Source organism: Methylobacterium sp. J-070, assembly GCF_022829385.1.
Taxonomy (GTDB): Bacteria; Pseudomonadota; Alphaproteobacteria; order Rhizobiales; family Beijerinckiaceae; genus Methylobacterium.
Genome location: NZ_JAKSXX010000123.1, coordinates 113477 through 128576 on the forward strand (window position 1 = coordinate 113477; position 15100 = coordinate 128576).

At 72.7% G+C, this 15100-nt stretch carries 15 protein-coding genes; 6 read left to right on the top strand and 9 right to left on the bottom strand.

The window, feature by feature from the left end:
- The first annotated feature begins 102 nt into the window (after positions 1 to 102).
- Entirely contained in the window at positions 103 to 534 is a 432-nt protein-coding gene (locus tag MKL01_RS11015) for a CBS domain-containing protein (protein WP_243905253.1), read from the top strand.
- An 89-nt stretch (positions 535 to 623) separates the two neighbouring features.
- Here MKL01_RS11015 and MKL01_RS11020 read toward each other — a convergent pair whose 3' ends face one another.
- Genes MKL01_RS11020 through folE form a run of 4 tightly spaced genes read right to left on the bottom strand, consistent with a single transcriptional unit; the run spans position 624 to position 4520 of the window.
- Entirely contained in the window at positions 624 to 2195 is a 1572-nt protein-coding gene (locus MKL01_RS11020) for an alkaline phosphatase D family protein (RefSeq protein ID WP_243905254.1), read from the bottom strand.
- Between the two features lie 59 nt (positions 2196 to 2254).
- Entirely contained in the window at positions 2255 to 3241 is a 987-nt protein-coding gene (locus MKL01_RS11025; protein WP_243905255.1) for a patatin-like phospholipase family protein, read from the bottom strand.
- Positions 3238 to 3660: a phosphoribosyl-AMP cyclohydrolase gene (gene hisI, locus MKL01_RS11030; protein ID WP_243905256.1), complete on the bottom strand. Its 423-nt coding sequence runs from the start codon at positions 3658 to 3660 to the stop codon at positions 3238 to 3240. The genes MKL01_RS11025 and hisI overlap by 4 nt, the downstream gene beginning before the upstream one ends.
- A 41-nt stretch (positions 3661 to 3701) precedes the next feature.
- Entirely contained in the window at positions 3702 to 4520 is an 819-nt protein-coding gene (gene folE, locus MKL01_RS11035; protein ID WP_243905257.1) for a GTP cyclohydrolase I FolE, read from the bottom strand.
- 238 nt (positions 4521 to 4758) lie between these two features.
- On the opposite strand from folE, the gene MKL01_RS11040 reads away from it, so the two are divergent.
- On the top strand, positions 4759 to 5202 hold the full coding sequence (locus MKL01_RS11040) for an iron-sulfur cluster assembly scaffold protein (RefSeq protein WP_243905258.1): 444 nt from the start codon (positions 4759 to 4761) through the stop codon (positions 5200 to 5202).
- Between the two features lie 4 nt (positions 5203 to 5206).
- A complete protein-coding gene (gene yidD / locus MKL01_RS11045) occupies positions 5207 to 5557 on the top strand; it encodes a membrane protein insertion efficiency factor YidD (protein WP_243905259.1) in 351 nt (116 codons plus the stop codon).
- Between the two features lie 70 nt (positions 5558 to 5627).
- On the opposite strand, the gene pdxA is transcribed toward yidD, so the two are convergent.
- Both pdxA and MKL01_RS11055 read right to left on the bottom strand, forming a co-directional pair.
- Positions 5628 to 6656, bottom strand: a complete 1029-nt coding sequence (pdxA, locus tag MKL01_RS11050; RefSeq protein ID WP_243905260.1) for a 4-hydroxythreonine-4-phosphate dehydrogenase PdxA — start codon at positions 6654 to 6656, stop codon at positions 5628 to 5630.
- Positions 6653 to 7756 (bottom strand): four-carbon acid sugar kinase family protein, encoded by a 1104-nt coding sequence (locus MKL01_RS11055; RefSeq protein WP_243905261.1) that lies wholly within the window; start codon positions 7754 to 7756, stop codon positions 6653 to 6655. The genes pdxA and MKL01_RS11055 overlap by 4 nt, the downstream gene beginning before the upstream one ends.
- A 316-nt stretch (positions 7757 to 8072) precedes the next feature.
- Between MKL01_RS11055 and MKL01_RS11060 the strand changes: the two genes are divergently transcribed.
- The 3 genes from MKL01_RS11060 to MKL01_RS11070 all read left to right on the top strand — a co-directional run bounded on the left by MKL01_RS11060 (position 8073) and on the right by MKL01_RS11070 (position 9676).
- Positions 8073 to 9083, top strand: coding sequence for a 2-keto-3-deoxygluconate permease (locus MKL01_RS11060; protein ID WP_279604537.1), 1011 nt, complete (start codon positions 8073 to 8075; stop codon positions 9081 to 9083).
- A 121-nt stretch (positions 9084 to 9204) separates the two neighbouring features.
- A complete protein-coding gene (locus MKL01_RS11065; RefSeq protein ID WP_243905262.1) occupies positions 9205 to 9375 on the top strand; it encodes a DUF3606 domain-containing protein in 171 nt (56 codons plus the stop codon).
- Between the two features lie 109 nt (positions 9376 to 9484).
- Complete coding sequence (locus MKL01_RS11070; RefSeq protein ID WP_409566238.1) at positions 9485 to 9676, top strand: DUF2934 domain-containing protein; 192 nt, start codon at positions 9485 to 9487, stop codon at positions 9674 to 9676.
- 27 nt (positions 9677 to 9703) lie between these two features.
- On the opposite strand, the gene MKL01_RS11075 is transcribed toward MKL01_RS11070, so the two are convergent.
- The 3 genes from MKL01_RS11075 to MKL01_RS11085 form a co-directional block, all read right to left on the bottom strand.
- Entirely contained in the window at positions 9704 to 10951 is a 1248-nt protein-coding gene (locus MKL01_RS11075) for a methyl-accepting chemotaxis protein (RefSeq protein WP_243905263.1), read from the bottom strand.
- 176 nt (positions 10952 to 11127) lie between these two features.
- Positions 11128 to 14127, bottom strand: a complete 3000-nt coding sequence (locus tag MKL01_RS11080) for a ribonuclease E/G (RefSeq protein ID WP_243905264.1) — start codon at positions 14125 to 14127, stop codon at positions 11128 to 11130.
- Positions 14128 to 14670: 543 nt separating this feature from the next.
- A complete protein-coding gene (locus MKL01_RS11085) occupies positions 14671 to 15078 on the bottom strand; it encodes a helix-turn-helix transcriptional regulator (RefSeq protein ID WP_243905265.1) in 408 nt (135 codons plus the stop codon).
- Between the last annotated feature and the right edge of the window lie 22 nt (positions 15079 to 15100).

Consider the following 15100-nt stretch of genomic DNA (forward strand, 5'->3'; position numbering starts at 1 on the left):
ACACTCGCCATAATGTGAAGAAGCCGGGGCTCGCCCGGACCGCAGCGTATCGCAGGCCCCGTGGGCTGACGGCGCACCGGCCGCGTCACAAGGGAGAGAGCCATGAACGTCGCACGCATCCTCGCCGAGAAGGGCAGCTCCGTCGTCACCGTGAGCCCCGACAGGAGCCTCGACGAGGTGATCCAGATCCTCGCCGACAAGCGGATCGGCGCCCTCGTGGTGGCCGATGCCGACGGGGCGGTGGCGGGCATCATCTCCGAGCGCGACATCATGCGGGCCCTGGCCCGGCACGGGGGCTCGGCGTTCGACGCACCGGTCTCTGCGCACATGACGGCGAACGTCACCAGCTGCGGGAAGAGCGCCACCATCGAGGAGGTCATGACGCTGATGACCCAGGGCCGCTTCCGCCACGTCCCGGTCTGCGAGGACGGCCGGCTGATCGGGCTGGTCTCGATCGGCGACGTGGTGGCGCGCAAGATCGCCACCGTCGAGGCCGAGCACCAGGCTTTGCGCGACTACATCACGATGGCGTAGGGCGGGTCGGAACCGCGCGTTTCCCTCCCCCGCAGAAGGGGAGGGTGTGCGGCGGGGCACTCCGTTCCTCTACTCGCCTGGGTGCGCCGTCACGCCTTCGCGGGATCCAGCGTGACGTGCCAGAGGTCGGTGTCGGCCGCGTCCTTGAGGGTCACGGTCATCTGCCCGGTGGCGCCGTCGACCGCCACGTGGCCGAAGAACTGGTAGCCGGAGGCCGGCGACAGGTTGACCTGCCCCTTGTCGGGCGCCTTCACGAAGCGCAGCTGCGGCCCGAACGTGTTGTCGAGCGCGTTCGGCCCGAAGGTGCCCGCGTGCAGCGGGCCGGAGACGAACTCCCAGAACGGGTCGAAATCCTGGAACTGCGCCTTGTTGGGGTCGTAGTAGTGGGCGGCCGTGTAGTGCACGTCGGCCGTGAGCCAGACCGCGTTGCGGATGCCGGCGCTCTTGATGAAGCGCAGCAGGTCGGCGATCTCCAGTTCGCGCCCGAGGGGCGGCCCGTCGCCCTGCGCCACCGCCTCCGAGCCGAAGTTGCGGTCGACGTCGTAGGTCACCACGAGCCCGAGCGGCATGTCGGCGGCGATCACCTTCCAGGTGGCGCGCGAGTCGAGCAGCGCCCGCTTCAGCCAGGCGAGCTGCTGCGGCCCGAGGAAGTACGCGTCCGGACCGTACGCCGTCTGCCGGTTCTCGCCGTTGGGGCCCCGGTAGGAGCGCATGTCGAGCATGAACACGTCGACCAGCGGGCCGTAGCCGATCTTGCGGTAGACGCGGCCGGGCTCCGCCGGCTCGAAGCGCATCGGCATGTATTCGTGGAAGGCCTTGGCGGCCCGAAGCTGCAGGGCCAGCACGTTCGGGTCGGCGTATTTCTTCTTCAGGTGCTCGGCCCGGGTGAGGGGCTCGCCCGGCCACCAGTTGTTGGTGACCTCGTGGTCGTCCCACTGCGCCAGGATCGGCACGGCGGCGTTCATCGCCAGGACGTTCCGGTCGGTGAGGTTGTACTTGTGGCGGCCCCGGAACTCCGCGAGCGTCTCGGCGGGCTTCGACACCTCCTCGGTGACGCGGTTGCGCCAGAGGCTGCCGTCGGGGAGCTTCACCTCGGACTGGATCGGCCCGTCGGCGTAGATCGTGTCGCCGGAATGGATGAAGAAGTCCGGCCGGTTCTTGAGGATCGCCGAATAGATCGTCATGCCGCCGCGGGCCTCGTCGATGCCCCAGCCCTGGCCGACCGTGTCGCCCGACCAGCAGAACGAGACCGCGCGCCGGTCCGCCGGCGCGGTGCGGAACCGCCCGACCTGGGCCGGTCCGACGATCGTGGGCGCGGCGACGTCCTGCAGGCGCACCCGGTAGAACACGTCCTGTCCCGGCGGCAACCCGGTCAGCGCCACCTTCACGGTGCCGTCGGTCTCGGGGAGCGCGTCGGCGAAGACGCCGCCGCGGATCTCCGAGAAGCTCTCGGTGGTCGCCCATTCGACGATCGCCCGGGCGGGCCGGTCGGAGCGGGCCCAGACCACCGCCGAGTCGGTGCCGACGTCACCCGACTGGAGGCCGTGGCTGAGGAGCGGCCGGTCGGCGGCCCGGCTCAGGCCGGGGCGGGCGAGGCCGGAGGCCAGCCCGACGAGGCCGGCGCCTCCGGAGAGCAGGATCTGACGGCGACTCGTATACATTGGAAGCCCTCCAGCGTGCCCGGGGCCATCGCAGGCGGCCAAGACAGCGGGATGACACCCTAGGCCCGCGCCGCCGCCCCCTCGACCACCGCGCGGATCTGGGGCAGGGCGGCCCGGGCGGCCCTGTAGCCGATGTCGATCCCCTCGGCGGCCTTGTGGAAGTCGAACAGACCGAAGGCGGCGACATCGGGCCCGATGGCGACGTCCGGCGGGTCGCGCTCCAGCCGCGCCCGGGAGATCCGGTCCTGCGTGATGTTGAAGGCGCCGAGCACGACCCGGGCGATGCCCGGGACGGGGATCTCGGGTTCGGCGCCGTCGAAGCCCGGCAGGCGCCCGCGCACCACCTGCAGGAAGCTGCGGCGCGGGATCGGCGGCGCCGGCACCTCGTGCGCCACCGGGCCGCCGGACTCGCCGTTGAGGTTCACGCAGATCACCAGATCCGCCCCGAGGGAGCGGGCGAGCGCCACCGGCACCGGGTTGACCAGGGTCCCGTCCATCAGGACGCGCCCGGCATGGGTCACCGGCGGGAACAGGCCGGGAATCGCGTAGGAGGCGCGCACCGCCTCCACGGCCGAACCCTCGGTCAGGCTGACCTCCTGGCCGGTGCCGTACTCCGTGGCGACGCAGCCGAAGCGGATCGGCAGATCCTCGATCCGGCGCGTGCCGAGATCGGCGAACAGCCGCCCGCGCAGGCGGTTGCCGGCGATCAGGCCGGAGCCGGGCAGGCGCGGATCGATCAGCCCGACCACCCGGCGCCGGGTCAGCGACCGGGCGAAGGCCTCCAGCCGGTCCAGGCGCCCCGCGGCGTAGCAGGCGCCGACCACGGCCCCGATCGAGCAGCCCGCCACCACGGTGGGATGGATGCCGGCCTCCTCCAGGGCGCGCAGCACGCCGATATGGGCCCAGCCCCGGGCCGAGCCGCCGCCCAGCGCGAGCCCGACCCGCGGGCCGGCCCGCGGCGGGGGGCGGACCGGTTCGACGGTGCCGGGCAGGAAACGGGAGACGGCGGGACACGCTTGCCACGGCATGGCAAGGGACGCGCTCATGGCCCGATGGCCTCCAGGCCGGGCCGGCCGTCGGACCCCGGGACGACGCGGCGGTAGAAGCAGTCCCGCCGGCCGGTGTGGCAGCAGCCGCCGTCGCCGCCGACCTCCACGCGGATCAGCAGGGCGTCCTGGTCGCAATCGACCCGCATCTCGACGACGCGCTGGATCTGGCCGCTGGTGGCGCCCTTGTGCCAGAGCTCGGCCCGCGAGCGCGACCAGTACCACGCCTCGCCGGTCTCGATCGTGCGCGCCAGCGATTCGGCGTTCATATGGGCGAGCATCAGCACGCGCCCGTCCCGGGCGTCGACCGCGATGCAGGCGACCAGGCCGTCCCGGTCGAATCGAGGCGTGAGGGCCATGCCCTCCTCGACCTCAGCGCGGGGGCCGGGTGCAGCGAAGGCGAAGTCGCGCGCGGTCATGGCGTGGAGGAAAAGTCCCCTATCCCGGGCGGTCGTGTAGACTATTTGGCGCCGCCGCGCACCAGGGTCAGGAAGCGGACCTGCTCGTTGGCGTCGCCCCTGAACACGCCGCGGAACTGGCTGGTGATGGTCGAGACGCCGGCCTTCTGGACGCCGCGCATCGCCATGCAGAGGTGCTCGGCCTCCACCATCACGGCGACGCCGCGGGGCTTGAGGATGCTCTCGATCACGTCGGCGATCTGCGCGGTCATCGTCTCCTGCGTCTGCAGGCGGCGGGCGAACGCGTCGACCACCCGGGCGAGCTTCGACAGGCCGACCACGCCCCGCGTCGGGTAATAGGCGATGTGGGCGAGCCCCATGAACGGCACCATGTGGTGCTCGCAATGGGAGTGGAACGGGATGTCGCGCACCAGCACGATGTCCGAGTAGCCCTCGACCTCCTCGAAGACGCGCTCGAGCAGCTTCTCGGGATCGACCGCGTAGCCGCCGAACAGCTGCTCATAGGCCTTGGCGACCCGGGCGGGCGTGTCGCGCAGGCCCTCGCGGGCGGGATCGTCGCCGGCCCAGCGCAGCAGCGTGCGCACGGCGGCCTCGGCCTCGCCGCGGCTCGGACGCCCGGTCTCGATACCCTCCGGGACGCGGGTGGCGGAGGCCGGCTCCGGGGCGACCTCGACGGGACCGCCGCCATCCACCGGCCGGTTGTCGTTGCGCATGCCTGTCAGCCCTTGCCCCTCGATCCCGGTCCGGTCGAAACCCTGGCCGTCGCCCTGATAGGACAGGGATTTGAGCGCGGCATCCATGGCATCTCCGGCCCGCGCGATGCGGGACTTCATCGGGGTGCTGTCGGGTTTGGCGTACATCGTCGGATCGCGTCGGGCTTTCGAAGGAAGATCCCGGGCCTGAAAAAGTTTCAAGCCGGCGCCCCGGGGTGGCGTGTACCGTGGGAACCACCTTGGCCGTGGGCGCGACCCTGGTCGACGACCCGCCTCCTCGCGAAGCGGCCGCGTGGCGCCTATATCATCGTTCGCGGGGCAACACGCAATGCGCGAACCGCGCGGCAGTATCCCGATGGGATAGCCGCACCCGGCCGAGGACCCGATGCTCGACGACATCTACAACCGCCGCATCCTCGAACTCGCCGCCGACATTCCGCGGCTCGGCCGGCTGGCCCATCCGGATGCCAGCGCCACCGCCCATTCCCGCCTGTGCGGCTCGACCGTGACGGTCGACCTCGTGGTCGGGGAGGATGGCCGGGTGACCGACTTCGCCCAGGAGGTTCGGGCCTGCGCTCTGGGGCAGGCCTCCTCGTCGCTGATGGGGCGCCACGTGGTCGGTGCCACCGACGAGGAATTGCGCGGCGTCCGCGAGGCGATGCGGGCGATGCTCAAGGAGAACGGCCCGGCGCCCGGCGGGGCCTGGGCGGACCTCGCGGTGCTGGAGCCGGTGCGGGCGTTCAAGGCGCGTCACGCCTCGACGCTCCTGACCTTCGACGCGGTGGTGGATGCCCTCGACCAGATCGCCGCCAAGCGGCAGGCCGCCTGAGCGGATGCTCCGGCGCACCGCCCACTGGGCGATCCGCTTCTACCAGCTCACCCTGTCGGGCCTGATCGGCCGCCAGTGCCGCCACTGGCCGAGCTGCTCCGAGTACACCGACACGGCCATCGCCCGGCACGGGCTGTGGCCCGGCGGCTGGATGGGCTTCGCCCGGATCTGCCGCTGCGGCCCGTTCGGCACCCACGGGATCGACCTCGTGCCGGAGCGGCCGCCCGCGGGGGCGGCGTGGTACCGCCCCTGGGCCTACGGCCGCTGGCGCGGCGTGGAGGCGCCGCCTTCGCCGTTCGCCTGCGCGGCGGTGGATGCGCCGGATGGTTCGGCAGGAACGGCGGAGCGGACGTAACGAGGCCGCCCCTTCCGCGCGGCGCGGGCCCCCTCTCCCGTGCGGGCGGGGGAGCCGCGCCGCCGCATCCTCACGCGGCCTGCCGGTTGGCCGCCAGCCGCTCCGCGAACTCGATGGCCTCGATCAGGCTGCGCTCGTTGGCGATGCCCTTTCCGGCGATGTCGAAGGCGGTGCCGTGATCGACCGACGTGCGGATGATCGGCAGCCCGAGGGTGATGTTCACCCCCGAGAGGTCCAGCCACTTGCCGGTGGCGGGGTCGATCTCGAAGCCCAGCAGCTTGACCGGGATGTGCCCCTGGTCGTGGTACATGGCCACCACCGCGTCGTACTGGCCGGCGCGCAGCTTCACGAACACCGTGTCGCCCGGCACCGGGCCGTGGATGTCGAGCCCGTCGGCGTTGGCCCTCTCGATCACCGGGGTGCTGACGTCGATGTCCTGGCGCCCGAACAGGCCGCCCTCGCCGGCATGGGGGTTGAGCGCGGCGACCGCGATCTTCGGCCGCGGCAGCCCCAGGCCCTTCAGCGCCTTGTCGGTGAGGTCGATGACGAGGCGCAGCCGCTCCGGGGTCAGGCGCTTGGGTACATCCTCCAAGGCGACGTGGGTGGTGACGTGGGAGACCCGCATGTTGCCGTGGGCGAGCATCATCACCGAGCTGCGCACGCCGGTCAGTTCGGCCAGCATCTCGGTGTGCCCGGCATAATGGTAGCCGGCCTTGTTCAGCGCTTCCTTGTTGAGCGGCGCCGTGACGATGCCGCCGATCCGGCCGGACATCGCCAGCCGGACCCCGGCCTCGATCGCCTTGTAGGCGAAGCGGCCGCCATCGGCCGAGAGCCGGCCCGGCTCGATCGGCGCGCCCTCCGCATCGGCCTGGAGGCAGCAGAGGGGGGGCCACGCGCCGTCCTCGGCGACCTCGGGGATCCGGTCCGGGAGGAGGCCCAGCGCCTCCTCGGCCCGGCGCAGGGCCGGGCCGCTGCCGATGACCATCAGGCGCAGGGCCCCGGCGGCGATCCGGTCCCTCAGCCGGGCGGCGGCCTTGACGATGATCTCCGGGCCGATCCCGGCCGGATCGCCCATGGTGATGGCCAGATGTGGGGTCACGCGTCGCTCCTGTCGGGCGTCAGTCCGTTGCTGTGAAGTAGATCGCGCCAGACGCCGTCCGTTCCGAAGGCGCCGGATTTCGACACCACCGCGAGACCGTCCCAGCGCCCGCCCCGCAGGGTCGATCGCGGCAGGCCCGGGGTGATCTGCCCGGTGACGTCGAGGCGCTCGGCCCCGAGCGCGAGACACAGGGCCTTGAGGGTCTCGCCGCCGGCGACCAGCAGCGTGCCGGGCTTCGGGACGCGCGCGACCACGCCCGCGAAGACCTCGGCGATCCGCGCCGCCGCGGCCGCCCGGGGGGTGCCCTCCGGCAGCGCCACGCTCGCCAGTGCGACCCGGTCTCGGTCGAGGCGCGCAATTATCGACGGGGCGGGGTCCGAGTCGTGCGCCGACAGGACGCGGTGATGGCCGCCGCAGGCGGCGAGCTGCGCCGCGGTCTCCGGCCGGTCCGAGCCGAACAGGCCGAGCACCGGCCCGGCGAGGCTGGGGTCGCTCGGGGCCGCCACGCCCTGCGCCAGGGCCGCCGCGAGGCCGCCGCTGCCGCACCACAGGACCGGGCCGCCGCCGCCGAGTCCCGCGATGCGCGCCAGATCGCCGTCGCTGGCGGCGTCGTAGACCGCCACGCCCGCCACGGGGCCGTCCGCCGGATCGGCCCGGCGCGCCGGCAGACCCGCCGCCCGCAGGGCCTCGGCGATGTCGCCGGAGACCGGCTCCCAGCCGCCGCTGCGCCTTGCGTGCTGGCGTCCGCCCTCGGTGCGGCGGCCCTGGTAGGGGAAGGCCGGCGCCACGACGCAGCGTTCCCAGGCGCCGAGGCGCATCACGGCCGCGAGTTCCGCCGCCCATGGGCCGCGCAGGAGGCTGTCGACCTTCTTGAAGGCGATGTCGGCGTCGCGGAGCCGCGGGGCCAGACCGCCGACGATCCGGGCGGCGGCCTCCGGGGACAGCTCCCGGGTGCCGGAATCGATCGCCAGGCAGCCGGTGGCGCCCGCCGACGGCGCCTCCGGCCACGCCACCGGGATCGCCCCGCAGAGGCCCGTGAAGCCGGCCGCCGTGTCGAGGGTGCCGGTCAGGTCGTCGGCGATGAGGCGCAGGCGGGGCATGGTCGGGCGGTCGTGGCTGGACGATCGTCGGGATGGGGAGCCGGTTCCTCGACGCCCGGATCCGCCGGTTCGGGCCGGCGGGACCACAATACACGACAATCCATTCGCGGCAGGGTGGCGCTGTCGTCCCACCCCTGCGCCCGACGCGCGATGCCCGCGTCGGCGGGTTCCGCCACAAGGTCCTCGCCCCGACCCGATCGCGGGCCGGCGCGGGCGGACCGAGAAATTGCTCCTCCGCGCAGAAAGGTTGTAGCAGGCACGCCGGGGGGACGGCGGGTGTCAGGCCCGGGACGGGGGCGACACCGGAGGACGACCCATGCAGATTCCGATCAAGCGCTCCCTCGAGCGCGTTCCCGGCGGCCTGATGGTGGTGCCGCTGTTCCTCGGCGCGATCGTCCACACGCTGTTCCCGAACACCGCGACCTTCTTCGGCTCCTTCACCGGGGCGCTGTTCAACGGCGCGCTCCCGATCCTGGCGGTCTTCTTCGTCTGCATGGGGGCGGGCATCGACTTCCGCGCCGCCCCGGCGATCGCCCGCAAGGGCGGCGTCCTGCTGGCCGCCAAGGTCGGCATCGCGGCGATCATGGGCGTGGCGTTCGGGCAGGTCCTCGGCGAGTCGCCGGTGACGAGCGGCGCCTTCGCGGGGATCTCGACGCTGGCGATCGTCGCCGCCATGAACGACACCAATGGCGGGCTCTACCTCGCCCTGATGGGTCAGTTCGGCCGCCCGAAGGATGCGGGCGCCTACGCGATCATGAGCCTCGAATCCGGTCCGTTCCTCACCATGGTGACCCTCGGCCTAGCGGGCCTCTCCGCCTTCCCCTGGCCGACGCTGGTGGGCAGCATCCTGCCCCTGCTCATCGGCATGATCCTGGGCAATCTCGACCGGGACATGCGCGCCTTCCTGTCGGGGGCCGCGCCGGTGATGATCCCGTTCTTCGCCTTCGCGCTCGGCTTCGGGCTCGACCTCGCCAAGATCTGGCAGGCGGGCCTGCTCGGCATCGGCCTGGGGGCGGCGGTGGTGGCGGTCACCGGCGCGGTCCTGTTCGTCGCCGACCGCCTCACCGGGGGCAACGGCGTGGCCGGGGTGGCGGCCGCCTCCACGGCCGGCAACGCCGCCGCCGTGCCGGCGATCATCGCGGCCGCCAATCCGGCCTACGCGGAGGCCGCCGGCCCCGCCACGGTGCTGGTGGCGGCGAGCGTCGTGGTGACCGCGCTGCTCGTCCCGCTGCTGACCGCCTTCGTGGCCGCCCGGGTGCGCCAGGAGGCCGTCGAGCCCGAGCCGCTCCGGGATCCGGTCCCACGGCCCGCAACGACGGCGCACTGATCGATCCACACCTGTCGCGCAACCGCGCGACGGGGCCGGCAACCGAAGGCGGCGACGTTCTGTTGTCTCGATATGAAGCCCGGCACGGCCGGGGCTCACCGACCCTCAGAGCGGGCCCAGCATGTCCACCTTATCTCGCGGCAAGACACATATCGACATCTACGACCGCGCCACGCGCGAGGTCTGGGCACAGCGCTTCGGCGTCAGCGAGGAGCGCCTGCGCAAGGCCGTCACGATGGTGGGCAGCCGGATCACCAGCGTGGCCGCCTATCTCGACAAGCCGGCCTCGTGATCCGGCGGGCGGTCCCGTGACGCCCGACGCGCATCGTTCTCCGGAGCACCCGGCTCCGGAGGACCCATCTCACGAGTCCGGCTCGTCGCCCGGCCCGGACGACAGGATCGTGCCGGCGCCGGACGCCATCCCGTTCGAGCAGATCCGGGAGCGGGCCTACGAGTTGTGGGAACGCAATCATCGGCCGGAGGGCTTCGAGATCGAGTTCTGGCTCCTGGCCGAGCGGGAGCTGCGCAAGGAGCGGGCGCGCCGGAACGCCGACGAACCGGCGGGCTCCGGGGTGGAGCCGCCGTCGCGCTGAGTCGCCGCGCCGGGGCGGTGACCGTGTTCAGGCCGCTGCCGCCGCCGTCCGGGCTTCCGCCACCGCGGCCTCGAAGGCGACGAAGGCCTGCGTGGCCTCGTCCCAGGCCTGGGCCCGCACGTGACGCGCCAGAGCGGTCGCCTGTTCGCGCGCCCGCGCCAGGGGCGCTTCCACGGCGGGCGGCCGCGCCGGATCGGCGGCGATGCCGGGCGGCGGGGTATCCACGGAGCGCATCCCGACCAGGGTTGCGGCGATCGCCCGGCGCCAAGCCGCGCAATCGGCCGGAATCCGGGCAACGCGCAGCGCCATGCTCTCGCCGGCCTGCTGGTCGAGCAGGGTGCGGCTCAGATCCTCGATCTGCTCGAGCTGGCCCAGCGCATCGCCGATCTCCCGGCGCGCCTTGTCGGTGCCCTGAGCGATCTGGCCGACGTTGCGCGCGATATCGCTCGTCGCCTGGATCTGCTGGGTCATGATCTCGGAGGCTTCGCGCATCTGCGCCGCGACGGTCGCCACGGCGCTGCTCTCGGCCTCGACCCGGGCATTGGCCCGCCCCATGGCGGCGGCGCCGGTCTCGACCGCGCCGCGGCTGCGCGTCACCGCCGCCTGCATCGCCGCCATCTCCTCGCGCAGGCCGTTCACGCGGGCGCGGATCTCGTCGGTCGCCTTGGCGGTCTGGGCCGACAGGGTCTTCACCTCGGCGGCCACGACCGCGAAGCCGCGGCCGGCCTCGCCCGCCCGGGCCGCCTCGATGGTGGCGTTCAGCGCCAGCAGGTTGGTCTGCGCCGAGATCGCCGCGATGGTGCCGGCCATCTCCTCGATGCGCAGGGCGGCCGTCGAGAAGCTGTCGAGCCGGCTGCCGATCTCCTCGGTGCCTTCCTCGATCCCGCGCATGCCGTCGGTGGCGCGCTGGAGGTCGCCCACGCAGGTGACGATGCCGGCGCGGGCCGTCTCGGCGGTTTCAGCCGCCGAGGCGGAGCGGGCGGCGATCTCGCTCGTGGTCGCGGCGAGTTCCTCGCTGGCGGCCGCGATCAGCCGCGCCTGCTCGGCGGTGCCGGAGGCATCGTTGGTCATCCAGCCGATCGAGACGCCCGCATCCGAAGCCGAAGCCGACAGGCGCGCCAGCAGGGGCAGCCACGTGCGATCGAAGGCCGGACCGGTCGCGGGCGCCGGATTGGCGTCCGCCGACGCGACGATGGCCGCCTGGACAGGAGCGGCTGCCGCGCCAATCGGTTCGGCTCCGTCCCGCGCGTGGCGCCTGCGGTACAAACCGAACATGCGAGTCTTCTCCGAGGAATGATTCGAAGGCCAGTCTCGCACGGAATTTTCAATCAAAGATGAAGGACAGTCTTATCTTTCTCTAATCGGTCTGAATGCCGGGGTTTTCGGCGCACGCTGAGCGATCCCGCGCTACGTCAGGTCCCCCGGGGGCTCGCCCCGGGGGTCGGCCGGTTCTAGTCCCCGGTCAGCGCGGCCTTCGTGCGGGACCACCAGCCGGCACGCTTGGGGCGGTCCGGGTCGGCGGGCGGAGTCAGCACGACCGCCACCGGCTCGGGCGCCGTTTCGCCGATGCCGCTCGCCGTCTCGGGCGTGGCGGCCTCCGGCTCCGACGCCACCGGGAGATCCACCACGGTCTCGCTGCGGCTTGGCGGCGGTGCGGCCTCCACCGCCTCGGCCACGGCCTGCGCGCTCACCGGCTCCTCCGCCGATACGGCGATCGCATCGCCCGCCGCCTCCGGCGCGTCCTCCAGCTCGGCCCCGTCGCGGGTCCGGCCTTCGCCGCGTCCGCGTCCGCCCCGGCGCCCGCGGCGACGGCGGCGTCCGCCCTCGTCCTCGGAGTGGCCGGACTCGTCCGGTCCGGCCACCGTCTCGTCGGGTTCCCGGGCCTCGGCCGCGACGGGATCGGCCGCCTCGGCCGGCTCATCGGACGCGGTCGCTTCCTCGCCGTCCCACTCCTCGTCCCGGCCGTCCTCATCCGTGCGCTCGCCGGCCTGACGATCCTCCTCGGAGCGCCCGTCCGGGCGGCCGCCGCGCCGTCTCCGGCGCCGGCGCCGGCGGCGGCCGTCACCCCCCTCGTCGCGCGCACCGTCCTCGCGGGCCTCGGGCCGGCCTCCTTCGGCGCGGCCCTCTTCGGCCTCGCCCTCGGAATCCGCCTCGGCCGCGCCGTCGGCCTCATCGGCCTCCTCGTCCTCGTCCTCGAACTCGGTGGTGGGCGAGATCGCCTGGGCGCGCACGCCCGTCACCGGGCCCTCCGCCCGCTGGGCCGGCTCGCCGCGGTCGAGCTGGAAGGCCGCGGTGACGGCCAGCCGCTCGTCGGCCGCGATCGTGATGGTCACGCCGAAGCGCAGCTCCAGCTCGCGCAGGTGCCCGCGCTTCTGGTTGAGGATGTAGAGCGCCACCTCGGTGCGGGTGCGCAGGACGAGGTTGTGGCTCGCCGACTTGAGCAGCGCCTCCTCGATGGACCGGAGGATGTGGAGCGCCACCGACGCGGTGGCCCGCACGAAGCCCGAGCCGCCGCAATGCACGCAGGGGATCGAGGACGATTCGAGCACGCCGGTGCGGATGCGCTGGCGGCTCATCTCCATGAGGCCGAAGGGCGAGATCCGGCCGACCTGGATGCGGGCGCGGTCGTTCTTCAGGCACTCGTTGAGCTTCTTCTCGACGGCGCGGTTGTTGCGCTTCTCCTCCATGTCGATGAAGTCGATCACGATCAGGCCCGCGAGGTCGCGCAGCCGGAGCTGCCGGGCGACCTCCTCGGCGGCCTCAAGGTTGGTCTTGAGGGCCGTGTCCTCGATGTCGTGCTCGCGGGTGGCGCGGCCCGAGTTCACGTCGATCGAGACCAGAGCCTCGGTCGGGTTGATCACCAAGTAGCCGCCGGACTTCAGCGACACGTGGCTCGAGAACATCGCGTCGAGCTGCTGCTCGACGCCGTAGCGGGCGAAGATCGGGGTCGGGTCGCGGTAGGGCTTCACGACCTTGGACTGACCGGGCATCAGCATCCGCATGAAGTCGTTGGCCTCGCGGTAGGCCTCCTCGCCGGCGACCAGAACCTCGTCGAGATCCTTGTTGTACAGGTCGCGGATCGCCCGCTTGATCAGCGAACCCTCCTCGTAGACCAGGGCCGGCGCCATCGAGGTCAGGGTCAGCTCCCGGACCGATTCCCAGAGGCGCATCAGGTACTCGAAGTCCCGGGCGATCTCGGGCTTGGAGCGCGACGCGCCGGCGGTGCGCAGGATCACCCCCATGCCGTCCGGCACCTCCAGGTCCTGCACGACCTCCTTGAGGCGCTTGCGGTCGGCGGCCGAGGTGATCTTGCGGGAGATCCCGCCGCCGCGGCCGGTATTGGGCATCAGCACCGAGTAGCGGCCGGCCAGCGACAGGTAGGTGGTAAGCGCCGCGCCCTTGGTGCCGCGCTCTTCCTTGACCACCTGCACCAGGATGATCTGGCGGCGCTTGATCACCTCCTGGATCTTGTACTGGCGGCGGTAATGGCGCGGGCGCTCGGGGATCTCGGCGAGCGCATCGCCGTTGCCGCCGACCTGGGCGATCCGCGGCTCGGCGTCGGGGTCGTCGGACTCCTCGTCCGAATCCTCGTCGTCCTCGGGCTCGTCGTCTTCGGACCCGTCGTCCTCGTCCTCATCGTCTTCGGACTCGTCGTCCTCGGGCTCGTCCTCGTCGGACAGCTCGTCGGCCTCGCCGGTGGCCGGAAAGCTCCGGCCCGACGCCTCGGCGGCATCCTCCGCGACGGTCTCGGCCGGCGCGTCCGCCACGGTCAGCGCCTCCGCTACGGCGATCCGGGTCCCGGACTCGTCGGTGTCGTCGGACGCGGCGGCGTGCGCGTCTTCATGGGCGGCGGCATGGCCCGCGTCCTGGGCCGGCTCGGCGTGCGGCTCCGGGATGGCTCCGGCCTCGGTCTCGGACGCGAGGGCCTCCTCGAGGGCCTCGGGGTTCTCGGCGCGCGTATCGGGCAGGCCGGCGGGGGCGATCCCCGCCTCCGCGGGGATCCCGGCCTGATCGTCGGACAGACCCTCGGCGGGACGCGCCTCGGACGGATCCTCGGTGCTCACCGTCTCGTCGGTGCTGCGGACGCGGGCCTCCGCGCGGCGGCCGCGGGAGCGGCGCGGCGAGCGGCGGCGGCGCTCCTCGCGCTCGCGATGCTCCTCGGCGTCGCGGGCCTCCTCCTCCAGCAGCGCCTGCCGGTCCGCCAGGGGGATCTGGTAGTAGTCGGGATGGATCTCGTTGAAGGCCAGGAAGCCGTGGCGGTTGCCGCCGTACTCGACGAAGGCCGCCTGGAGCGACGGCTCCACCCGGGTGACCTTGGCGAGATAGATGTTGCCGCGCAGCTGGCGCCGGTTGGCGGCTTCGAAGTCGAACTCCTCGACCCTAGACCCGTGGACCGTGACGACCCGGGTCTCCTCCGGGTGCATCGCGTCGATCAGCATTTTGTTGGCCATGTCGAACTCTCGGCATGGCGGCCGACGTCGTTCTCCGTGCCCGTGGTCCCGGCGGCGCCTCGCGTGACCCGAAAGCGGTCGCGCATGGAGCCGGCCTCGTCGCCGAGGCGGCTGGGTTCGAGGGGAAATTGCCGTCAACCGCCGTTCGGCGCCGTGGGCGCCTGGGGTTGAACCTGGCCGGGTCGACCGACGGACCGGTACGACGCACGTCTTGCGCCTCCGGGGCACGCGCAGCGCTCTGCTGGGCCGTGCGTCCGTCCATCGTGGTCCCGACCTCGCGAAACAATCTCGGCCGGAGGGAACCGGCCGTGAATTCCTGGGTGCGACGGAGGATCTCCGCCGCGTCGTGCGACACCTGCCCGATCGGGGAAGACACCCGTCGCCGCCAGACAGGCCGACAGGGCCCGCCGCGACACCGCGTCCGTCTTCGCAAGGAATTCGGCCGCGTCCGCGGGCCGTTGCGGCGGCCGGCGGGACCGGAAAGGGGTCGTCATCATTACAGACGGCCGCGCGGATTTGGCAAGGGTCAAGCGTGAATAGATGTCACGGGGCTGTCACCCGCAGCGCCCGCGCTGCCATGCTTGGGGAGTGGTCCGTCGCTGTTCGAAACGCGCGGCTGAAATGGGCCGGATCCGCGTAACCCAACCGGGCCGCAACCTCGCCGATCGGCACATGGCCCGCGCGGAGCCATGCCTCCGCCCGGGCGACCAGCACCCGCGCGCGGATCTCCGCGAACGCGGTGCCCTCTGCTTCCAGGCGCCGTTGCAGCGTCCGGCGCGTCATCCCCAGCCTGTGGCAGAGGCCGTCGAGTTTCGGCTGGCCCCCGGCCTCACCCAGGTGGATCAACGCGCCGAGGCAGGCGGCCCAGTCTCCGGGGGCGGATCTCGCGTTGGGGATCGAGCCGGCGGCCCGGTACCGCACACGGCGCGTGACGGCCGAGAAAGTGCACACCGCCTGTCCTGGAGAGGCGTTG

Coding starts and splice junctions, on each gene's coding strand:
- MKL01_RS11015 (WP_243905253.1), top strand. CDS start 103: ATGAACGTCGCACGCATCCTCGCCGAGAAGGGCAGCTCCGTCGTCACC.
- MKL01_RS11020 (WP_243905254.1), bottom strand. CDS start 2,195: ATGTATACGAGTCGCCGTCAGATCCTGCTCTCCGGAGGCGCCGGCCTC.
- MKL01_RS11025 (WP_243905255.1), bottom strand. CDS start 3,241: ATGAGCGCGTCCCTTGCCATGCCGTGGCAAGCGTGTCCCGCCGTCTCC.
- hisI (WP_243905256.1), bottom strand. CDS start 3,660: ATGACCGCGCGCGACTTCGCCTTCGCTGCACCCGGCCCCCGCGCTGAG.
- folE (WP_243905257.1), bottom strand. CDS start 4,520: ATGTACGCCAAACCCGACAGCACCCCGATGAAGTCCCGCATCGCGCGG.
- MKL01_RS11040 (WP_243905258.1), top strand. CDS start 4,759: ATGCTCGACGACATCTACAACCGCCGCATCCTCGAACTCGCCGCCGAC.
- yidD (WP_243905259.1), top strand. CDS start 5,207: ATGCTCCGGCGCACCGCCCACTGGGCGATCCGCTTCTACCAGCTCACC.
- MKL01_RS11055 (WP_243905261.1), bottom strand. CDS start 7,756: ATGCCCCGCCTGCGCCTCATCGCCGACGACCTGACCGGCACCCTCGAC.
- MKL01_RS11060 (WP_279604537.1), top strand. CDS start 8,073: ATGCAGATTCCGATCAAGCGCTCCCTCGAGCGCGTTCCCGGCGGCCTG.
- MKL01_RS11065 (WP_243905262.1), top strand. CDS start 9,205: ATGTCCACCTTATCTCGCGGCAAGACACATATCGACATCTACGACCGC.
- MKL01_RS11075 (WP_243905263.1), bottom strand. CDS start 10,951: ATGTTCGGTTTGTACCGCAGGCGCCACGCGCGGGACGGAGCCGAACCG.
- MKL01_RS11080 (WP_243905264.1), bottom strand. CDS start 14,127: ATGGCCAACAAAATGCTGATCGACGCGATGCACCCGGAGGAGACCCGG.